We start from the raw sequence: 19,610 nt of genomic DNA, 5'->3' as shown, positions 1-19,610 counted from the left end.
GGGTGTGGTGTTGGGTGTTGGGTTTCCGTGGTGGTTATGGTGGGAGGGTCACACCCGGTTACTTTCCGAACCCGGTCGTTAAGTCTCCTTGCGCTGATGGTACTGCCCTGTGGTGGGGTGGGAGAGTAGGTTGCCGCCACGGTTTTCTTCGGGTTGAGAGCCCCCTCTGTTGCAGAGGGGGCTTTCCCTGTTTTCGGGGTTTGTTTGTGGGGGGTCGTTCTTCGGAACGGCCCCCTTTTTTTGTGCCCCGGGGCCGGCCGGCGGGCGGTTTTGTGGGTGTTCTTTGTTAACGCTGTGGGGGGTGGGGGTGTGTCTGTTTTGGGGCCCAGGCACAGTTCGGGGGAGGGGATCGGTTCCTCCGGTTCCGGGGGTGGGCGGAGGCGTTGCCTCCGTTCTTGGTCCTGTGGGGGTGAGGGCCTGCGGGTGTCGGGACCTTCGCCGTAGGGGGTTTCCCGCCCGACCGGGGCCTTGGCCCCAGCCGGTTGGTTTCCTGGTGTCCTCAACTCCGGGGGGTTTCCGCTTTCCCTGGGGCCCCGGCCCCAGCCGGGTCACGCCACTGGAACCTTGGCCCCAGGGGGTGAGACAGCAAGAGCAGGTTTCCAGGACAGCAACCATCTGCGGAGGGCGGTGTAGGGGACCGCTCTCGGTCGCGTTGGTCTCCACGGGTCACCCCTTGGGAACGTACAGACCCGGGCTGGGCGCGGAGCCGTCCCCACGGTACGACGCCCGGCAGACCAAAGAGACGTACGCGTCTCCTGCACGTCCCCGGTGGTGGGGGTGTTTTCAGGGGACGGGTCGGGGCACAGCGCACATCCCCGGCCACACAGGTCCACGGAAAGACGCTCCGCTTGGAAACCCGCGGTTGCACAGACCTCGCTTGAAAGCCCAGACACCTGGCGTAGTAACCCCCGCCCCGATCGCCTTCCCCGCCTCAGGGGGTGTCGGGAGGAAGGACCGGGACCTGCGCCGCAGGGGGTGACGGCCGCGGTTACCCGCAGCCCTGGCCCAAGGCCGGAAGGTGAACCGCGACCTGCGCTCTAGGGGGTGAGGGCCGCGGTTACCTGCTGGGCCCGGACACGGGGGGTGTCGGGAGGAAAGACCGGGATCCCCGCCGCAGGGGGTGACGGCCGCGCTTGTCCTTGGGCCTGGGAACAGGGGGTATCGGGAGGCGGGACCGCCTCCGGTACCACCGAAAGTGTGGACGCGGTTCACCCCCTGTGGCCAGGGAGGGCAATGGGAGCCGGGGTTTCACCCTCTGGAGCGCAGGCCGAGGTTCTTCCTCCCGACACCCCCTGTGGTCGGGGAGGGCAGTGACGGCGGGGGTTACCCCGTCTGTGGTCGGGGTTTCAAGCGAGGTCTGTGCAACAGCCTGTTTCCAGTCGGGGCGTCTTTCCGTGGACCTGTGTGGCCGGGGATGTGCGCTGTGCCCCGACCCGTCCCCTGGAAAACACCCCCACCACCAGGGACGTGAGTCCAACGCGTACGCCTCTGTGGTCTGCCGGACCTCGTACCGTGGGGACGGCTCCGCGCCCAGCCCGGGTCTGTACGTTCCCAAACGGTGACCCGTGGAGACCAACGCGACCGAGACCGGCCCCCTACACCGCCCTCCGCAGATGGTTGCTGTCCTGGAAACCTGCTCTTGCTGTCTCACCCCCCGGGGCCCGGGCCCCGTCCCGCTCTACCGACACCCCCTGCGGCCGGGGCGGGAGGCCTCCTACTGCCGTCACCCCCTGCGGCGGGGGAGGCACAACGCACTCCGGCTGTGGCTAAGGCCCCGGGCAGGTGACCGGGCTGGGGCTGAGGCCCCGGGCAGGCGGGAAACCCCCTGAGGCCGGGACAGAAGGCCTCCCGCGGCCGTCACCCCCTGGGGCGGGGGTGGCCAGGAAGGTGACCGGGCTGTGGCTGAGGCCCCGGGCAGGCGGGAAACCCCCGGGGCCAGCGGTGGAGCACAGCCCTGTGCAGGTGGGGTGCGGTGCCGGGGGTGTTCGGGCGGTGGGACAATTCACGCATGACGAATCCCATCCCCGCCGACCTGCTCGCCGCCGCCGAGGCGGCGAAAGGCTTCATGCCCACGAACGAGGGCACCGCGCTGTACGAGACCGCTCTCCGTTACGCCCCCGTCGGGCCCGTGGTCGAGATCGGTACCTACTGCGGCAAGTCGACCATCTTCCTCGGTGCGGCGGCCCGGGCCGCCGGGGTGAAGGTGGTCACGGTGGACCACCACCGGGGGTCCGAGGAGCACCAGGAGGGCTGGGAGTACCACGACGCGACGCTCGTCGACGAGGAGAGTGGGAAGTTCGACACCCTCCCGCACCTGCGCCGGACGCTCACCCGGGCCGGGCTGGACGACGAGGTCATCGTGGTGGTCGGCCGTTCGGCCGAGGTGGCCTCGGTGTGGGGGACGCCGCTGGGGATGCTGTTCATCGACGGCGGCCACAGCGAGGAGGCCGCGCAGGCCGACTACGCGGGTTGGAGCCCGCACGTGGCCCCGGGCGGGGCGCTGGTCATCCACGACGTCTTCCCGAACCCCGAGGACGGCGGCCGCCCGCCGTACAACATCTATCTCCGGGCCCTGGACTCCGGGCGGTTCAAGGAGGTCGCGGTGGTCGGTTCGATGCGGGTCCTGGAGCGGATCGCCTGACCGGGACAGGGGGCGGCCTGGGACACACCTATGCCGGGTAAGCCTTCGGTAAGAAGTCACCACCCGGTTATGTATTCGGCCTTGACATGGTTACGGACCGGTATCGTGTCGATGAGGGGCGGAGCGATGGTGGCGTTATCCCCCGAAAGACCGCTTCGGTCCGGACTCGACTGAACCGATCCGGGGCAGTTGCGCGTCAAACACCAGGACGGCACGGTGCCGGACGTGATTTGCCATGGGGGCGGGGAGCTGAGCGAGAGCAGAAACGGCGCGAACGGGGCGGATGGGCAGCGCCCCGAGCTTGACGAGGACATCGCGCCGGAGACCAACGACACCTCTGCCGAGGAGCTGTCCGACGCCGGAGAGGACACGACCGGCGGTGCCCCGTCCACCGGTGGTGGCGAGGACGCCGGGTCGGCGTCCGATTCCGGACCCATCACTTTCAAGACCAGCGGCACGTTCTTCCGGGAGCGGGTCGCCCAGGTCCTTGCCGAGCAGGGCTTCGACTCCGAGGAGGAGGGAACGGCGCCGGAGCCCGCGGCCGAACCCGTGACCGAGGCCTTGCCGGAGGTGACCGGAACCTCGGCGACCGACAAGCCCGAAACGGCGTCCGCAGAGGCGGAGAAGGACACCTCCACCGGTGCCGCCGCGGAGCCCGCGACCCCGTCCTCCGGTGGGGAGGACGACACCACGGTTCCGGCGACCCCCGCCGCCGAGGCGGCGGAGCCGGCCGCGGAGTCGTGGTTCACGCCCAAGGCCTCACAGGAGTCCCAGCAGCCCCCCCAGGCGTCCCGGCCGGAGTCCGCCGACGCGTCCGCGGAGTCCGCCGCCGAGGACGCCAAGGGCGGGGCGCCGGAGAACCCGTACCGGATTCCCACCGCACCCCAGGTGCCGCCCGCCGGCCCGTCCTGGGCCCCTGCGGCGCCCCCGGTCGCGCCCGGGCCCGCCACGCCTCCCATGGCCCCTCCGGTGACGCCTCCCGCCGGGCCCCCGGCCCCGCAGGGTGTCGCCGGGCCCGCCACGGAGCCCGAGGTCACCGAGGAGTCCGCCGCCGAGGCCGGGTCGATGTGGCCGCAGCCGCAGCGGATGTCCCACGTGGTCGGGAGCGCCGCCGCCGGCGGCGGCCGCCCGCCGCAGGGTCCGGGAGGCCCCGGCGGCCCCACCGGTCCCGGAGGTCCGACCGGCCCCGCCGGGACCGGGCCCGGCAAGGGCAAGGCCAAGAAGAAGGGCAAGCGCAAGAAGCCCCTCTGGTGGCGCCTCCTGCGCACCTTCCTCGTCGCCTCCGCGCTGATGGTCATCATCGCCTGCGGAGCCTTCGCCTACTTCTACAGCACCGTCGAGGTCCCCGACGCCGCCAAGGCCGACGCCGTGGAGCAAGGCTCCACCTTCTACTTCGGCGACGGCGAGACCGAGTTCGCCTACCGCGGCACCGACCGCGACCCCATCACCTACGAGGAGATGACCGAGGGCGGCGACCACGTCGTCGAGGCCGTCATCTCCGCCGAGGACCGCGGTTTCTGGACCGAGCCCGGTGTCTCCGTGCGGGGCACCACCCGTGCCGTGTGGTCCACGGTCACCGGCCAGCAGGTCCAGGGCGGTTCGACCATCACCCAGCAGATGGTCCGCAACTACTACGAGGGCGTCTCCTTCGAGCAGACCGTCTCGCGGAAGATCCAGGAGATCATCATCTCCATCAAGGTCGACCAGAGCGAGTCCAAAGAATGGGTGATGGAGCAGTACCTCAACACCATCTACTTCGGCCGCCAGGCCTACGGTGTGCAGGCCGCCGCCCAGGCCTACTACGACAAGGACACCAAGGAGCTGACCCCGGAGGAGGCCGCCTTCCTGGCCGCCGCCATCCAGCAGCCGACGCCGTTCGGTGAGGCCGACGTCAACACCACGCCGGAGATGGAGCAGCGCTGGCGCTACGTCGTCAACGGCATGGTGACCACGGGTGCCATCACCCAGGCCGAGGCCGACAAGATGGAGTTCCCCGCCCCGATCGAGTACGAGCCCGGGTCGGACAACGACCTGAGCGGCTACCGCGGCTACATGTACGAGGCCGCGATGCGGGAGCTGGAGGAGCTGGAGCTCACCGAGGACCAGATCAACCGGCAGGGCTTCACCATCGTCACCACCTTCGACGAGGACATGATGGACGCCGCCTACGAGGCGGTCAACGAGTCCGTTCCGAACGACGTCCTGCCCCAGGGCGTCAACATCGGCCTGGCGACCGTGGACACCGCCACCGGTGAGGTGCTGGCGTTCTACGGCGGTCACGACTACTACGAGAACCAGTACGACAGCGCCTTCCTGGGCAGCGCCCAGGCGGGTTCGGCGTTCAAGCCGTACGTGCTGGCGACCGCCCTGGAGGAGGGCTACAGCCTCCACAGCTTCGTGGACGGCACCGGGCCGCAGACCATCAACGGTTCGCCGGTCGGCAACGCGGGCGGCGCCCGGGGCGGGCCGATGGACCTGGTCCAGGCGACCCGGGTCTCCAACAACCTCGGCTTCGTCAACCTGAACATGGAGCTGGGCTACGAGAAGGTGCGCGACACCGCGTACGACATCGGCCTGGACGAGGGCAGCATCCTCGACGACCAGCTGGTGCCGACGCTGGCGCTGGGCGTCTCGTCGGTGACCCCGGTCGCCCAGGCGGGCGGGTACGCCACCTTCGCCAACGGCGGCCGCCACAACGACACGCACGTGATCAAGTCGATCCTCAACGCCGAGGGCGAGGAGGTCCGGCCCGAGGTGGAGTCCCGGCAGGCGATCAAGGAATCGACCGCCGCGGACGTCACCTACGCGCTGGAGCAGGTCGTCCAGGGCGGTACCGGCGTCTCGGCGAACTTCTGGACGCACCCGGTGGCGGGCAAGACCGGTACCACCTCGGACAGCGTCGCCGCCTGGTTCGTCGGGTACACCCCGCAGCTGTCCACGGCCGTGGGCGTCTACAACGAGAACAACCGGTCGTTCAGCATCCCCGGCTACGACATCTCCGGCGGCGGTGTGGCGGCGCCCATCTGGCGCAACTACATGCAGCGGGTGATGGAGGGCTACGAGCGCAAGGAGTTCCCGCAGCCCGCGTTCGCCGGGTCCACCCAGTACTGGGCGCCCGACCCCTCCACGCAGGAGCCGGAGGAGCCGGTGCAGGAGCTCCCGGAGGACACCCCGGAGGACCCGGGCACGCCCGAGGTCCCCGAGGTGCCGGAGGTCCCCGTCCCGGAGGTGCCCGAGGTCCCGGAGGTGCCGGAGGTGCCCGGCCCGGGTGACGGGGACGGCGGCGGCGGGGAGATCCCGCCGGGCCGCGGCGAGGAGGGCAGGGCCTTCCCCTCCGACTAGCCCGAAGCGCGGAAGTGACGCGGAGCAGAAGAGGGGCCGCGGACACCGGGTGGATCCACCCCCGTGTCCGCGGCCCCTCTCGCGTGTGCGCCGGGTCCGGCCGTCCTTCCCGTGTGCCGGGCTCAGTCGTCCCAGGTGTGCAGGAACACCCGCGACCCCGGGGTGGTCCGGGTGAGGGCGTCCACGGCCAGGATCACCGCCGCGGTGGTCCAGGTGCTGCGCTCCACCGGCCAGCGCACCTGCTCGGCGAACTGGTAGCCGGTCCAGTAGATGCCGTCGTCGCCGTCGCGCAGGTGCTGCACCTCGCGCAGGATGCGCAAGCCGTCGTCGACCCGGCCCACCGCGGCCAGGGCCATGACCAGCTCGGAGGTCTCGGCGGCGGTCACCCACGGCTGGTCGTCGACGCAGCGCACGCCCAGGCCCGGGACCACGAACCGGTCCCAGCGCTCGGCCAGGCGGGCGTGGGCGGCGTCGCCGCGGACGGCGCCGCCCAGGATCGGGTAGAACCAGTCCATCGAGAACCGGCCGCGGTCGGCGAACAGGTCCTCGTCGTCGTTGATAAGGCCGGCCAGCCGGTCGGCGGCCTTGGTCCACTCCGGGCGGGGGCGGTCCAGGCGGTCGCCCAGGGCGGCGCCGCAGCGCAGCGCGTGGTGCACGCTGGCGCACACGGTGAGCAGGGCGTGGTCGCCCGCGGAGCCGTCCTCCGAGCGCGCCCACAGGATCTCGCCGTGTTCGCCGCGCAGGGCCAGCACGAACTCCAGCCCCTCCTCCACCACGGGCCACAGCTCCTCGGCGAAGGCGGTGTCCCCGGTGACGAGCAGGTGGTGGAACAGCCCCACCGCCGGGTAGGCGGCGTGGTTGGCCTCGCGCAGCTCGGTGGCGGGCACGCCCTGGCGGAACTTGGCGGGCCAGCCGCCGCCGGGGTGGCGGGCGTCGGCCAGCCACCGGTAGGCGCGGCGGGCGGCCGCGGCGTGCGCGGGCTCCCACAGGCCGGTGACGGTCAGCGCCATGGCGCACTCGACGTGGTCCCACACGTCGGTGTGGCCGCCGGGGAACCAGGGCAGCGCCCCGCAGGGCTCCTGGCTGCGGACCAGGTAGCCGGCGGAGCGCAGCAGCTGCCCGGCGTCCAGGACGCCGGGCAGGCGCAGGGTGAGGTCGTCCGGTGCGGTGACGACGGACATCAGGCGGCGTCGAGCGGCTTGCGCACGTACACGATCACGCTCTTGCCGATGACCGGGTTGAGCAGGCGCTCGGCCACCCGGGTCACCTTGGGGGCCTGGAACATGTCCCAGACGAGCAGCTCGTGGTAGGCCTTGGCGAGCGGGTGGTCGTTGTTGTCGGTGCCGACCGCGCACTTGATCCACCAGTAGGGCGCGTGCAGGGCGTGCGCGTGGTGGTGCGGGCCGATCAGGAACCCGGTGGCCTTGAGCTTGGCCTCCAGCTCGGCGCGGGTGTAGATGCGGATGTGGCCGCCCTCGTTGGTGTGGTACTCCTCCGAGAGGGCCCAACAGATGCGCTCGGGCAGGAAGCTGGGCACGGTCACCGCGGCGATGCCGCCGGGCTTGAGGACCCGGTACAGCTCCTTCATGGCGGCGGTGTCGTGCGGGATGTGCTCGAAGATCTCCGCGGCGATGACGCGGTCGAAGCTGCCCTCGTCGAAGGGCATGTCGAGGGCGTCGCCCTTGACGGTCTCGGCGGTGGCCGAGGCGGGGGCCTCGCCCTCCTCCTTCATGGCGGCGAACATGGTCTCGACCGAGGCCAGGTCCTCGACGTTCTGGTCGAAGGCGACGACGTCGGCGCCGCGGCGGTAGACCTCGAAGGCGTGGCGGCCGCCGCCGCAGCCCAAGTCGAGCACGCGGTCGCCCGGACCGACGGGGAACAGGGTGAAGTCGACGGTGATCAGTGGAGGCTCCCTCGTGTTCTGCGAAAAAGGTGCTCAGGCGCCGTTGGCCCGGGCGGGGGCGGGGCGGCTGTCGCCCTCGGGGCGGTCGTCGCCGTCGGCGGGGCGCCGGCCCGTGACGGACGCGATGGTGGACGCGTAGCGACGGGCGGTCAGCTCGGCCACCGCGCGCCAGGTGAAGCGCTCCTGGACGCGGCGCCAGGCGGCGGCGCCCATGCGCTCGCGTTCGGCGTCGTCGTCGAGGAGGCGGGCGAGTTCGGCGGCCAGCAGCTCGGGGTCGCCGGGGGCGATGAGGCGGCCGGCGTCGCCGTCGGTGCCCACGACCTCGGGCAGGGCCCCGGCGCGGCTGGCGATGAGCGGGGTGGCGCAGGCCATGGCCTCCACGGCGGGCAGGGAGAAGCCTTCGTAGAAGGACGGGACGACGGCGACCTGGGCGGTGGCGATGAGCTCGGCCAGTTCGGTGTCGTCGATGCCGCTGACGAACTCGACCCGGTCGCGCAGGCTGAGCTCGTCGACCAGGGTGTCGGTGGGTCCGCCGGGGCGGGGCCTGCTGACGATGGTCAGGGTGACGTCGCGTTCGGTGGCGAGTTTGGCGGCGGCGCGCAGCAGGGTGGCGACGCCCTTGAGGGGGCTGTCGGCGCTGGCGGTGCACACGATGCGGCCCGGGACGCGTTCGATCTCCGGGCGCGGGTGGAAGTAGCGGGTGTCGACGCCCAGGGGGGTGACCTCCATGGCCCCGGGGGCGACGCCGAACTCGCGGGCGATGTCGTCGGCGGAGGACTGGGAGGGCACCAGGATCGGGTCGAGGCGGCGGGCCACCCTGGCCTGCATCTTGACGAACCCGTACCAGCGGCGCTTGGAGAGCTTCTGCCACCCCTGCGCCTCGTCGATCTCGATGCGGCGGTCGACGCTGATGGGGTGGTGGATGGTGGTGACCAGGGGGAGTCCGGCGGACTTGATGCCGAGCAGGCCCCAGCCCAGGGTCTGGTTGTCGTGGACGACGTCGAACTCGTCCAGGCGGCGGCGCAGCTCGCGGTTGGCGCGCAGGGAGAAGGTGAGGGGTTCGGGGAAGCCTGCGGTCCACATGGTGGCGACCTCCAGGGCGTCGATCCAGTCGCGCCACTCGCGCAGCGGCGGGGCGACGAACGGGTTCGCGTCGTTGTAGAGGTCGAGGGAGGGGATCTTCTCCAGGGTGACGCCCTCGTCCAGGACGGGGTAGGGCTGGCCGGAGAAGACGGTGACCCGGTGGCCCAGTGCGGCCAGTTCGCGGGAGAGGTGGCGGACGTACACGCCCTGGCCGCCGACGTGCTGCTTGCTCCGGTAGGAGAGCAGGGCGACGCGTAGGGGGCGGTCGGGGTGCGGTCCCGTGCTTGTGCCCGACTGGGTCAAGAGTCCACCTCTTCGTTGGGTCGCGGGGCCCGGCCGCCGCGGTGGCGGGGTGGTCGCCGCCGGGCGTCGCGCGCGGGTCGGGCCGGTGGCGGGTACGGGCGTCCCATATGTTACTCGTCAGTTGTGTTCGGGTCGGCCCCCGGGCCGGTTGCCAGAGATCCTATGCGGGGGCATCGGGGCCGGTGACGGCGGCCCAGCGGGGCAGGTCGGGCGTGCCGGTGCGGGTGGTCAGCCCGCGCTCCTCGGTCAGGCGCAGGTGCGCGGCGGTCTCGGCGGCGGCCATGTGGCGGGAGCGGACGCTCATGTCGGCCCAGGGCCGGCGCCAGGTGAGGCCCCTGGAGGTCTCCCACAGGGTGGCGGCGCCGGTGGTCCGGAGCAGCAGGAGGATCTCGGCGAGGCGGTCCTCGTGGTGTTCCATGATCTCCGCGGCGCGGGTGCGGAGTCCGCCGAAGCGGCGTTCGTGTGAGGGAAGGCACACCAGCGAGTCGGCCCCGGGGAGGTCCCCGATGATCCGCTGGGAGGCGAGGAAGTCGCCGAGCGGGTCGCCCGCGTCGGCGGTCAGCGGGAACCGGCCGACGTGCGGGGTGATGCGGGGCAGGATGTGGTCGCCGGTGAACAGGCGCCCGCCGTCGGCCAGGTGCAGGCACAGGTGGCCGGGGGTGTGGCCGGGGGTCCACACGGCGCGCAGGTCGCGGCCGGGCAGGTCCACGCGGGCGCCGTCGGCCAGGGGCAGGTCGGGGACGACCGGCGGCGGGGAGTAGCGGGGCCCGGCCAGGAGCTCGGCGGTGTCGTCGGCGGGGAACCCGGCGGCGAGCATCTGGTCGGCGAGCTCCCGCCGGCGGGTGTCGTCGTCGCGGGAGAGCAGGTGCTCGGTGACGGCGATGTCGGCGGGGTGCATGGCCAGCCAGGCGCCGGAGGCCTCGCGCAGCCGCCCGGTGAGGCCGGTGTGGTCGGGGTGGAAGTGGGTGAGGACGGCGCCGCGCACCTCCTGGACGGTGTGGCCGGTGCGCGCCAGGCCCTTGACCAGGGCGTCCCAGGCGTCGTCGTGGTCCCAGCCGGTGTCGATGAGGACGGGGCCCTCGGAGCCGGTCAGGACGTAGACGTAGGTGAAGCCGAGGGGGTTGCCGGGGATGGGCACCGGCAGGCTCCACACGCCGTCTCCGAGGTCCTCGACGGGGGGTGTGTCGGGCATGGGCGGCCTCTCACTGGAAACAGAATCGGATTCTATTCTAGGGCGAGGGGGCTCGCCGGGCGCGGCCGGGAGGGGGTCCGGCCTCGGAGGTGTACCCAGGGTGACCGCCGGGGGCGAACGACCCGGCCGGGAGCGAAATAGAACATATTCTATAAATCCTGTACCAGCGTTCCCAAAAGCTCCGGGATGGTTCCGTCAGGCCCCTGCAACGTTGGTCAATGAGGCGTGAATCATGGAAGGGAACCGCTGCGCGAACGGGAAGCGGTTGGATAACGTGTTCTCATCAGGTCGGCGCTCCGGACGGGCCTCGGCCACACCTGGTAGCCCTCTCGGCGCCGCGGCGAGCAGTCGGCGCGCGACCGATGACGAATGGGAGAGATCCTGTGGCGGTGCAGGCGCCGATCGGCACGATGTCCCGAAGCCAGACCCAGCGACGCAAGCGCATCGTGCAGACCGCCGCGGCCCTGGCCGTGCGCGGCGGCGTCGAGGCCATGCAGATGCGCTCGGTCGCCGAGCGGGCGGGGGTCGCCCTGGGCACCCTCTACCGCTACTTCCCCTCCAAGATGGACCTCGTCGTGGCCGTGGTCACCGAGGAGCTCGACCTGCTGGAAGGCGGCATCGTCCGCCGCCCGCCCACCGCCGACACCCCCTCCGGCCGCGCCGTCGACGTGCTGCTGCGCGCCACCCGGGGGCTGATGCGCGAGCCGGAGCTGGCCGACGCGCTGGTGCGCTCGCTCATCATGGCCGAGGTCAAGATCGAGCTGGACGTGCGCATCACCGACCTGGTCTGGCGGGTGGCCGCCGGCTCGCTCGCGGTCCAGGACACCGCGGAGGGCGAGCCCGACATCGACCGCGAGGGCGTGGGCTACGTGCTGGCCGGATCGCTCACCAGCGTGTGGATCTTCGAACTGGTGGAGGTCCTCAAGGGCCGCCGCGACGTCGACGAGGTCGAGCGCCGGCTGCACATCGCCGCCGAACGCCTCCTCGCCGCGTTCTAGCCGTGCTCCTTTGAGCCTCCGCTCCGCTTCGGCCCACCCGTCGCCCACCGCCACCCTCAACGGACGGCCTGGCGGCCGCAGCCCTGCTCCCTGGCTCGGCGCCCTTCGAGGGCGGGAACCTTCGGCCCCCCGGACTTCTCCTCCAGAGCCTCCAGAACCCCGCCGGCGCCTCGCGAATCCGGGCCTCAGCCACCGCCCAGGAGCAGGCCCAGCAAACCGCTGAGCAGACCGCCTCCGCGATCGGACCCGCCGTTGCCGGGTTCCTCGCCGGAGGCGCCGTCGTCTCCGGGGTCGGGCGAGGGCACCGACGGCGGGACCTCCTCCGCGGGCGGCCCGGCCTGGGGCGGGCCCTCGGGGGCGCCCGGGGTGGCGGGCGGGGTCCCCGGCTCACCCGGCTCGGCGTCGCCGCCGTCGGTCCCGGGGCCGGTCTCCTCCTGCGGGTCCTGCTCGGCCTGCGCGGGGTCGGGGGTGCCCGGCGCCGGGGAGGCCGGGGCGGTGGGCCCGGCCTCGGGCCGGGTGTCGGCGGCGCTGGAGGCGGTCTCCACCCCGGTGAACACCGAGCCCTCGGGCCGGGGGTCGTCCGGGCCCGCGCCGATGACGGTGGCGGGGTCGTCCACGGCGCCCGCCCAGCCCCACAGCGCCATGGCCAGGGCGGCGGTGGCCAGCCCGGCGATCACCGGCAGCGCCCGGCGCGAACGCCGCGGCGCCACCTCCTCCCCGTCCTCGGCCGCCCCCTCGGGTCCGGGCAGCGGGGCGCGGTGCTCCTCCCGGACCGGGTGGTCGGCGGTGCTCAGCCGGTCGCCCGGCAGCACCCGGGCCGGGCGCGGCACCCCCGTGTCGGCGTCGGTGTCCTCGGCGGCGGCCGCGACGCCGGCGGCGTCCTCGGCGGCGCGGGAGCGGTGCAGCGGGTAGCCGTCGGAGGTGAGCGGGTGCATCTCCCGGGCGATGCGGCGGCGCTCGTCGTCCAGCGCGGGGTCGGTGCAGGTGTCCACGACCCGCTCGCGCAGCCCCGGGGGCGGACCCGGCGGGCGCAGCAGGGCCAGGGCGGTGGAGACCTCCTCCATCCGGGCCCGCCAGGCGGCCGGGGAGGGCGGGCCCTCGTCGGCGGGCACGCGCTCGCGGGCGCGGGCGGCGCGTTCGGGGTCGCGGGCCTCGGCCAGGCCGTCGGCGGCGCGGCGCACCGCCGAGCGGGCCAGCTCGGCGCACAGGTCGTGGTCCAGGCCCAGGACGCGGGCGATCGCCGAGGCCGACAGCGCGTGGCGCAGGTGGAGCTCGACCAGCTCGCGGTGGCTGGCCGGCAGGCGGGAGAACATGCGCGCGACCGGCACCTCGGCGGGCACGGTGGCCAGCCGGGCGTAGGGGCACACGTGGACGAAGCCGCGGCGGCGGGCGGCCGCCCGGACCAGGGCGTACAGCCAGGAGGTGCGTTCGGCCGGGTCGGCGGGGCGCTCGGTCAGCGTGCGCGCGGCGACCAGGCCGTCGTGCACGGCGTCGGCGGCCCCGGGGCCCTCGCCCAGCAGGGACCAGGCGTACCGGTACAGGGCCGGTGCGAAGGCGTCGTAGAGCGCCTCGACGGTCTCCTGGGCCTGAGCCGGTTCGTCTCTTTCGTTGCCTCTGGTCACGATTCTCCCCCCACACCGCAGACGGTAGTGGGGGGAGTCGGGCCGCGCGGGGGAATCCGGGGACTGTGGCGTGAAGGTGAGGTTTCTGTTACCTCACGCCGGGTCTCCGGACCCTAGCCGGGGGTGAGGAGCCCCGGCTCACTCGCCCCCGCGGGAGGGCGAGCCGATGGCGATCATGCGCTCGACGGAGCGGCGGGCCCGGTCCGCGGTGTCGGTGTCCACGGTGATCTCCGTGGTGCCGAAGCGCAGCGAGTTCAGCAGCTTGTCGGCGTTGATCATCTTCATGTAGTGGCACTCGGCGCGCGAGTTGACCGCCTCGAACTCGGTCGTCGGGTTGGCGTTGCGCAGCTGGTGCAGCATGCCGGTCTCGGTCGCGATGAGGACCTTCTTGGCGGTGGTGTTCTCGGCCGCGGTGAGCATGCCGCCGGTCGACAGGACCTTGACGCGCTCCTTGGGCACGGCGCCGCTGCCGACCAGGTACAGGGCGGAGGTGGCGCAGCCGCACTCGGGGTGCACGTACACCTCGGCGTCGGGCTCGGACTCCACCCGTTGGCGCAGGGTGTGGCCGTCGATGCCGGCGTGCACGTGGCACTCGCCCATCCAGATGTGGATGTTCTCGCGGCCGGTGACGCGCTTGACGTGGGCGCCCAGGAACTGGTCCGGCAGGAACAGGATCTCCCGGTCCTCGGGGATCGACCGGATGACGTCGGCGGCGTTGGAGGAGGTGCAGCAGATGTCGGTCTCGGCCTTGACCGCGGCGGTGGTGTTGACGTACGCGACGACGACCGCGCCGGGGTGCTCGGCCTTCCACTGGCGCACCTGCTCGGCGGTGATGGTGTCCGCCAGGGAGCAGCCCGCCTCGGGGTCGGGCAGCAGGATGGTCTTCTCCGGGGCCAGGATCTTGGCGGTCTCGGCCATGAAGTGCACGCCGCAGAACACGATGGTGCTCGCGTCGACGGTGGCGGCCAGGCGGGACAGGGCCAGGGAGTCGCCGGTGTGGTGGGCGACGTCCTGGATTTCCGGGCGCTGGTAGTTGTGCGCGAGGATGACCGCGTCGCGCTCCTGCGCCAGGCGGCGGACCTCGGCGGCCCATTCCTGCCTGGTCATGGTGTCCGCCGAGGCGGTGACCGGTGCCATGTCCGTACTACTTCCTTGAGGCTGTGGGCGGGCGTGGACGCCGCGCCGTGGCTGGTCGGTGCGGGGAGACAGGGTTTTTGTCTGTCAGGCACAAACCTGTGGCAGCTTAACATGTCGGGGAACGGAAGGGACAGGGTGGATATCCCGGAAGCAAACGGACAGGTGGTGGGCTCCGTGGTCGAGGACACGGGCCTCTCGGCGCACGAGGCGCTCGCCGTCGTTCTCCAGATCCGCGCCGGGGAGCTGTGCGTCCTGCTGTGGCGCCGCGCACTGCCGCCCTGCGAGGGGGAGTGGGCGCTGCCCGGCGGCAGACTGCGCGCCGACGAGAGCCTGGGCGCCTCCATCCGCCGCCAGCTCGCCCAGAAGGTCGACGTGCGCGATCTCTCACACCTGGAACAGCTGGAGACGCGCAGCGACCCCGACCGCAACCCCGAGCGCCGCACCCTGGCCACCGCCTACCTGGGCCTGGTCCCCGCCGACATCGACCCCGTGGTGCCCGCCGACACCCGCTGGCACCCGGCCGGCGACCTGCCGCCGATGGCCTTCGACCACGCCTCCATCGTGCGCTCCGGGCGCCAGCGGCTGCGCGCCAAGCTCAGCTACACCAACGTCGGGTTCGCCCTGGCCCCGCCGGAGTTCACCATGTCGGAGCTGTCGGGCTACTACCGGGCCGCGCTGGGCCACGACGTGGCCGCCACCAACCTGCGCCGGGTGCTGCTGCGCCGGGGGCAGATCGAGGAGACCGGGCGCTCGGTGCCCTCGGGGCGGTCGGGCGGGCGGCCCGCCGCGCTCTTCCGGTTCCGGTCGCTGAGCCTGCACATCACCGACGCCTTCGCGGTGCTGCGGCCCCCCGGCCAGGGGGCGAACGGCTTGTAAGCTTTCTCGACGTGGCTATTCGTACTGTGGTGTTCGACGTCGGAGAGACGCTGGTCGACGAGACGCGGATCTTCGCGCGCTGGGCCGACCGCTTCGGGATCCCGCACATGGCGTTCTTCGGGACCATCGGCGGGGTGCTGGCCGACGGCGGCACCCTCACCGACGGGTTCCGGCTGCTGGTGCCCGGGTTCGACCTGGCGGCCGAGAGCGAGCGCTGGCGGGCGGAGGACCCGGATGGCGAGCGCGAGCACTTCGGGGAGAAGGACCTGTACCCGGACGTGCGGCCCGCGTTCGAGGCCATGCGCCGCGGCGGGCTGTCGCTGGTCATCGCCGGGAACCAGCCGCCCGAGGCCGGGCCCGCCCTGGAGGTCATGGGGCTGGGCGTGGACGGGGTCGGGATCTCCGACATCTGGGGCGTGAAGAAGCCGCAGCCGGAGTTCTTCGACCGGGCGCTGGACCTGGCCGCCGCCGCCCGGCCCGGGATCACCGCCGGGGAGGTCCTCTACGTGGGCGACCGGGTCGACAACGACGTGCTGCCCGCGCGGCGGGCGGGCATGGCCACGGCCCTGCTGCGCCGGGGGATCTACGGGTACCGGCACGCCGCCTCGCCCGACGCGGGACGGGCCGACATCGTCGCCGACGACCTGCACGCCGTCGCGGAGTGGGCGCTGGCCCGGTCGTAGCCCCGCCCGGTCGTGCCCGGCCCGGCGGCGGCCCGGTCGTGTCGGCCGTTCTCACCGGCCTGTTCCGCTGCTACGCTTCGGTCCTATATCCTATCTATCTGGTGGGAAAAGTGGACAAATGCCGATCCGGTCACGGTGTGCGTCCCTCCCGTTTGGCCGACTCGAACAGGGGTACCGTCGAACGGTCCGCCCCGGGGGTCACCCCGCCCGCCAGGGGCCGCACCCGTACCATCAGCCCCGCCCCGGACTGGAGACCCCGATGATCACCTTCGAGGGCGCCGCCAAGCACTACCCCGACGGCACCGTCGCCGTCGCCGACCTCGACCTCACCGTCGAGACCGGCCGGACCACGGTCTTCGTCGGCCCCTCCGGCAGCGGCAAGACCACGTCCCTGCGGATGATCAACCGCATGGTCGAACCCACCCGGGGGACCGTGCGCATCGACGGCGTCGACATCCGCGAACACGACCCCGCCCGGCTGCGCCGCGGCATCGGATACGTCATCCAGCAGGCCGGGCTCTTCCCGCACCGCACCGTCCTGGACAACATCGCGACCGTGCCGCTGCTGCTGGGCACCTCCAAGAGGGCCGCCCGCGCCCGCGCCGCCGAACTCATGGACCTGGTCGGCCTCGACCCCGCCATGGGCCGCCGCTGGCCCCACCAGCTCTCCGGAGGACAGCAGCAGCGCGTCGGCGTCGCCCGCGCCCTGGCCGCCGACCCGCCCGTCCTCCTCATGGACGAACCCTTCAGCGCCGTCGACCCCGTTGTGCGCACCGGACTCCAGGACGAACTCCTGCGGCTCCAGCAGGAGCTGCACAAGACCATCGTGTTCGTCACCCACGACATCGACGAGGCCGTGCGCCTGGGCGACCGCATCGCGGTGTTCCGCCCCGGCGGCGAACTCGCCCAGTACGACACCCCCGAACGGCTGCTCACCGCCCCCGCCGACGACTTCGTCGAGGCGTTCGTCGGACACGACCGCGGCGTGCGCCGGCTGTCGTTCTTCCCCGCCCGGACCCTGCCTCTGCGCGACGACGTCGTCTTCGAGGACGACCTCAAGGTCGAGGACGTGCGGCACGTCGCCGCCGAACACCCCTGGCTGCTGGTCGTCGACAACGGCCGGACGCCCCTGGGGTGGATCTCCGAGCGCTCCCTGACCGACGTCCCCTCCGGCATCCGCCTGGGCGAACTGGACACCGTCCCCTACGGGCACACGTTCACGGTGGAGACCGACTCCCTGCGCGCCGCGCTGGACGCCGCCGTGCTCTCACCCGCCGGGCGCGCCGTCGGGGTGGACGGCGACGGCCGGGTGCTGGGCGTGGTCAGCCAGGACGAGCTCGGCACCGCCCTGTGGTCGGTGACCGAATGAGCGCCGTCACCGGGGTGCTGGACTGGGTCCAGGGGGTGTGGGACTGGGCCGCCGCCAACTGGTCCTTCCCCGACGAGCCCGGCCGGGGCGTCCTGCCCCGGCTGACGGAGCACGTCCGGCTGGCGTACGCGTCCATCGCCATCGGGCTGGCCCTGGCGATCCCGCTGGGCCTGGCCTGCGTGCGCTGGAAGGTGCTGTACCCGCCGCTGCTGACCGGCGTGAACGTGCTCTACGCCGTGCCCTCCATCGCCCTGTTCTTCCTGCTGCTGCCCTACACCGGGTTCAGCGACTGGACGGCGATCATCCCGCTGGCCCTGTACACCCTGGTCATCCTGCTGCCCAACGTGGTCGACGGGCTCAACCAGGTGCCCGACCACGTGCGCCAGGCGGCCGTGGCGATGGGCTTCGGCCCGCTGCGCCGCCTGGTCCGGGTGGAGATGCCGGTGGCGGTGCCGGTCATCATCGCCGGGCTGCGGGTGGCGTCGGTGGCCACCATCAGCATGGTCAGCGTCGCCTCCCTGGTGGGGCTGGGCGGCCTGGGGCGGCTCATCCTCAGCGACGGGTTCCGCCGCCAGTTCGACGCGCCCATCGTCGTGGGCGTCGTGCTCGTGGTGGTGCTGGCCTTCGCCACCGACGCCCTGCTGGTGGTGGCCCAGCGCCTGCTCACCCCGTGGGCGCGGCGCGACCGGCCGCGCGCCGGGTTCGGGCGCCGCCGCCGGGCAGCCGCGGCCCCCGCGGGGGCCGAGACGCTAGAGCCGGCGGCGGTCGCACCGCCGGGGAAGGGGTGACCGTGGAGATCCTCGACGGCCTCATCGCCTGGTTCAACGACCCCGCCCAGTGGAGCGGGTCCTCGGGCATCCCCGCCCGGCTCGGCGAGCACGTGTACTACTCGCTGCTTGCCCTGGCGCTGTCGGCGCTCATCGCGGTGCCCGTCGGCCTGCTCACCGGGCACACCGGCGTGGGCGGGTTCCTCACCGCGAGCCTGGCCAACTTCGCCCGCGCCCTGCCCACCATCGGCGTGCTGTTCCTCGTCGTCATGGCCGCCGGGATCGGCCTGGTCCCGGTCATCGCCGCCCTGGTGGCGCTGGCCGTGCCGCCGATCCTGGTCAACACCCACGAGGGCGTGCGCTCGGTCGAACCCGGACTGCGCGACGCCGCCCGCGGGATGGGCATGCGCGGGCGCGAGGTCCTGCTGCGCCTGGAACTGCCGGTGTCCCTGCCGCTCATCCTCATCGGGCTGCGCACCGCCGCCGTGCAGGTCGTGGCGACCGCGACCATCGCCGCCTACGTGGGCGTCGGCGGCCTGGGCCGCTACATCTTCGACGGCCAGGCCCAGCAGAACCTGTCGATGATCCTGGGCGGCTCCGTCCTGGTGGTGGCGCTGGCCATCGTCACCACCCTCCTGTTCGCCGGGGCGCGCCGCCTGCTGGTCGCCCCCGGACTGCGCGCGCAGGCCGCGACCGCGCGGTGAAGGGTCCGCCGCCGCGGCGGGCCGACGAGAGAGAAGGTTCCAAGAGATGAAGACACGGATCGCCCTCGCCGGGCTCCCCCTGGTGCTGCTGCTCAGCGCCTGCGGCGGCAGCGACCCCTTCGAGGAGCAGAACGGGGGAGAGGGCGGCGAGGCCGGCGGTTCCGGCGCCATCGTCGTCGGCTCGGCCGACTTCCCCGAGAGCGCGCTGCTCGCCGAGATCTACGGGCGCGCCCTGGCCGCCGAGGGGTTCGACGTGGAGTACCAGCTCAACATCGGCAGCCGGGAGGTGTACTACTCGCAGATCGAGTCCGGCCGGCTGTCGGTGTTCCCGGAGTACAACGGCGGCATCCTGGCCTACCTCGACAACCAGGCCCCGGTGGGCACCGCTGAGGAGACCAACGCGGCCATCACCGAGGCGCTGCCCGAGGGGCTGGAGATCCTGGACTCGTCCGCGGCGGAGAACAAGGACTCCGTCACGGTCACCCCGCAGATCGCCGAGGAACACGACCTGGGGAGCATCGCCGACCTGGCCGACGTGGCGGGCGACCTGACCCTGGGCGCCCCGGCGGAGTTCGAGACCCGGCCGCAGGGCGTGCCGGGCCTGGCCGACACCTACGGTGTGGAGTTCGGTGAGTTCCAGGCACTGGACCCGGCGCTGATCCCGCAGGCGCTCAACGACGGGGACGTGCAGGCCGCCAACCTGTTCACCACCGACCCGCAGATCGCCGCCCAGGGGTTCGTGGTCCTGGAGGACCCGGAGAACCTGTTCGGCGCCCAGAACATCACCCCGCTGATCAACTCCGAGCAGGTGGACGAGGCCGCCCGCGGCGTGCTCAACGCCGTGTCGGCGGCACTGAACACCGAGGAGCTGACCGCCCTCAACGAGCGGATCATCATCGAGAACGAGGAGGCGGCCGACGTCGCCCAGGAGTGGCTCCAGGCCCAGGGCCTGGCCTAGGCTCCGCCGCCGTGCCCGGGCCGCCCGGCCCG

At 72.6% G+C, this 19,610-nt stretch carries 15 protein-coding genes and 1 rRNA gene; 10 read left to right on the top strand and 6 right to left on the bottom strand.

Annotation, left to right across the window (positions count from 1 at the left end; translation table 11 throughout):
* The first annotated feature begins 26 nt into the window (after window positions 1-26).
* The 3 genes from rrf (at window position 27) to ACJOT3_RS19825 (ending at window position 5,983) form a co-directional block, all read left to right on the top strand.
* Window positions 27-142: ribosomal RNA gene (gene rrf, locus ACJOT3_RS19835) — 5S ribosomal RNA — on the top strand.
* 1,866 nt (window positions 143-2,008) lie between these two features.
* Entirely contained in the window at window positions 2,009-2,641 is a 633-nt protein-coding gene (locus tag ACJOT3_RS19830) for a class I SAM-dependent methyltransferase (protein WP_406974370.1), read from the top strand.
* A gap of 216 nt (window positions 2,642-2,857) precedes the next feature.
* Window positions 2,858-5,983, top strand: a complete 3,126-nt coding sequence (locus tag ACJOT3_RS19825; RefSeq protein ID WP_406974368.1) for a transglycosylase domain-containing protein — start codon at window positions 2,858-2,860, stop codon at window positions 5,981-5,983.
* Between the two features lie 122 nt (window positions 5,984-6,105).
* Here ACJOT3_RS19825 and ACJOT3_RS19820 read toward each other — a convergent pair whose 3' ends face one another.
* The 4 genes from ACJOT3_RS19820 to ACJOT3_RS19805 all read right to left on the bottom strand — a co-directional run bounded on the left by ACJOT3_RS19820 (window position 6,106) and on the right by ACJOT3_RS19805 (window position 10,464).
* Window positions 6,106-7,164, bottom strand: a complete 1,059-nt coding sequence (locus ACJOT3_RS19820) for a prenyltransferase (protein WP_406974366.1) — start codon at window positions 7,162-7,164, stop codon at window positions 6,106-6,108.
* Window positions 7,164-7,829 (bottom strand): class I SAM-dependent methyltransferase, encoded by a 666-nt coding sequence (locus ACJOT3_RS19815; protein WP_406974371.1) that lies wholly within the window; start codon window positions 7,827-7,829, stop codon window positions 7,164-7,166. Before ACJOT3_RS19815 ends, ACJOT3_RS19820 begins: the two co-directional genes overlap by 1 nt.
* Window positions 7,830-7,919: 90 nt before the next feature.
* Window positions 7,920-9,272: a glycosyltransferase family 4 protein gene (locus ACJOT3_RS19810; protein WP_406974364.1), complete on the bottom strand. Its 1,353-nt coding sequence runs from the start codon at window positions 9,270-9,272 to the stop codon at window positions 7,920-7,922.
* A 160-nt stretch (window positions 9,273-9,432) separates the two neighbouring features.
* Window positions 9,433-10,464: an MBL fold metallo-hydrolase gene (locus ACJOT3_RS19805; RefSeq protein WP_406974362.1), complete on the bottom strand. Its 1,032-nt coding sequence runs from the start codon at window positions 10,462-10,464 to the stop codon at window positions 9,433-9,435.
* A 383-nt stretch (window positions 10,465-10,847) separates the two neighbouring features.
* Here ACJOT3_RS19805 and ACJOT3_RS19800 point away from each other — a divergent pair, with 383 nt between their 5' ends.
* Window positions 10,848-11,462 carry a TetR family transcriptional regulator gene (locus ACJOT3_RS19800; RefSeq protein WP_406974360.1) on the top strand — a complete coding sequence of 205 codons (615 nt, stop codon included), beginning with the start codon at window positions 10,848-10,850 and terminating at the stop codon, window positions 11,460-11,462.
* A gap of 185 nt (window positions 11,463-11,647) precedes the next feature.
* Here ACJOT3_RS19800 and ACJOT3_RS19795 read toward each other — a convergent pair whose 3' ends face one another.
* Both ACJOT3_RS19795 and nadA read right to left on the bottom strand, forming a co-directional pair.
* Entirely contained in the window at window positions 11,648-13,084 is a 1,437-nt protein-coding gene (locus ACJOT3_RS19795; protein WP_406974359.1) for a sigma-70 family RNA polymerase sigma factor, read from the bottom strand.
* Window positions 13,085-13,222: 138 nt separating this feature from the next.
* Window positions 13,223-14,221 (bottom strand): quinolinate synthase NadA, encoded by a 999-nt coding sequence (gene nadA / locus ACJOT3_RS19790; RefSeq protein WP_406974357.1) that lies wholly within the window; start codon window positions 14,219-14,221, stop codon window positions 13,223-13,225.
* 135 nt (window positions 14,222-14,356) lie between these two features.
* On the opposite strand from nadA, the gene ACJOT3_RS19785 reads away from it, so the two are divergent.
* The 6 genes from ACJOT3_RS19785 (at window position 14,357) to ACJOT3_RS19760 (ending at window position 19,578) form a co-directional block, all read left to right on the top strand.
* Window positions 14,357-15,097 (top strand): NUDIX hydrolase, encoded by a 741-nt coding sequence (locus ACJOT3_RS19785; RefSeq protein ID WP_406974356.1) that lies wholly within the window; start codon window positions 14,357-14,359, stop codon window positions 15,095-15,097.
* A gap of 11 nt (window positions 15,098-15,108) precedes the next feature.
* Window positions 15,109-15,780, top strand: coding sequence for an HAD family hydrolase (locus ACJOT3_RS19780; protein ID WP_406974354.1), 672 nt, complete (start codon window positions 15,109-15,111; stop codon window positions 15,778-15,780).
* A 259-nt stretch (window positions 15,781-16,039) separates the two neighbouring features.
* On the top strand, window positions 16,040-17,149 hold the full coding sequence (locus ACJOT3_RS19775; RefSeq protein WP_406974352.1) for an ATP-binding cassette domain-containing protein: 1,110 nt from the start codon (window positions 16,040-16,042) through the stop codon (window positions 17,147-17,149).
* The gene (locus ACJOT3_RS19770) at window positions 17,146-17,937 is read left to right on the top strand and encodes an ABC transporter permease (protein WP_406974350.1); all 792 of its coding nucleotides are present in this window, start codon (window positions 17,146-17,148) and stop codon (window positions 17,935-17,937) included. The genes ACJOT3_RS19775 and ACJOT3_RS19770 overlap by 4 nt, the downstream gene beginning before the upstream one ends.
* A gap of 2 nt (window positions 17,938-17,939) precedes the next feature.
* Window positions 17,940-18,620 carry an ABC transporter permease gene (locus tag ACJOT3_RS19765; RefSeq protein ID WP_406974348.1) on the top strand — a complete coding sequence of 227 codons (681 nt, stop codon included), beginning with the start codon at window positions 17,940-17,942 and terminating at the stop codon, window positions 18,618-18,620.
* Between the two features lie 46 nt (window positions 18,621-18,666).
* A complete protein-coding gene (locus ACJOT3_RS19760; protein WP_406974346.1) occupies window positions 18,667-19,578 on the top strand; it encodes an ABC transporter substrate-binding protein in 912 nt (303 codons plus the stop codon).
* Window positions 19,579-19,610 lie beyond the last annotated feature (32 nt).

Source organism: Nocardiopsis protaetiae (assembly GCF_045446735.1).
GTDB classification, from domain to species: domain Bacteria; phylum Actinomycetota; class Actinomycetes; order Streptosporangiales; family Streptosporangiaceae; genus Nocardiopsis; species Nocardiopsis protaetiae.
This window is presented reverse-complemented; position numbering and strand designations above follow the sequence as displayed.

Excerpts from the sequence above, each read along its gene's own strand:
- ACJOT3_RS19805 (WP_406974362.1), bottom strand. The coding sequence starts at position 10,464 with ATGCCCGACACACCCCCCGTCGAGGACCTCGGAGACGGCGTGTGGAGC.
- ACJOT3_RS19775 (WP_406974352.1), top strand. The coding sequence starts at position 16,040 with ATGATCACCTTCGAGGGCGCCGCCAAGCACTACCCCGACGGCACCGTC.
- ACJOT3_RS19760 (WP_406974346.1), top strand. The coding sequence starts at position 18,667 with ATGAAGACACGGATCGCCCTCGCCGGGCTCCCCCTGGTGCTGCTGCTC.
- ACJOT3_RS19830 (WP_406974370.1), top strand. The coding sequence starts at position 2,009 with ATGACGAATCCCATCCCCGCCGACCTGCTCGCCGCCGCCGAGGCGGCG.
- ACJOT3_RS19820 (WP_406974366.1), bottom strand. The coding sequence starts at position 7,164 with ATGTCCGTCGTCACCGCACCGGACGACCTCACCCTGCGCCTGCCCGGC.
- nadA (WP_406974357.1), bottom strand. The coding sequence starts at position 14,221 with ATGGCACCGGTCACCGCCTCGGCGGACACCATGACCAGGCAGGAATGG.
- ACJOT3_RS19770 (WP_406974350.1), top strand. The coding sequence starts at position 17,146 with ATGAGCGCCGTCACCGGGGTGCTGGACTGGGTCCAGGGGGTGTGGGAC.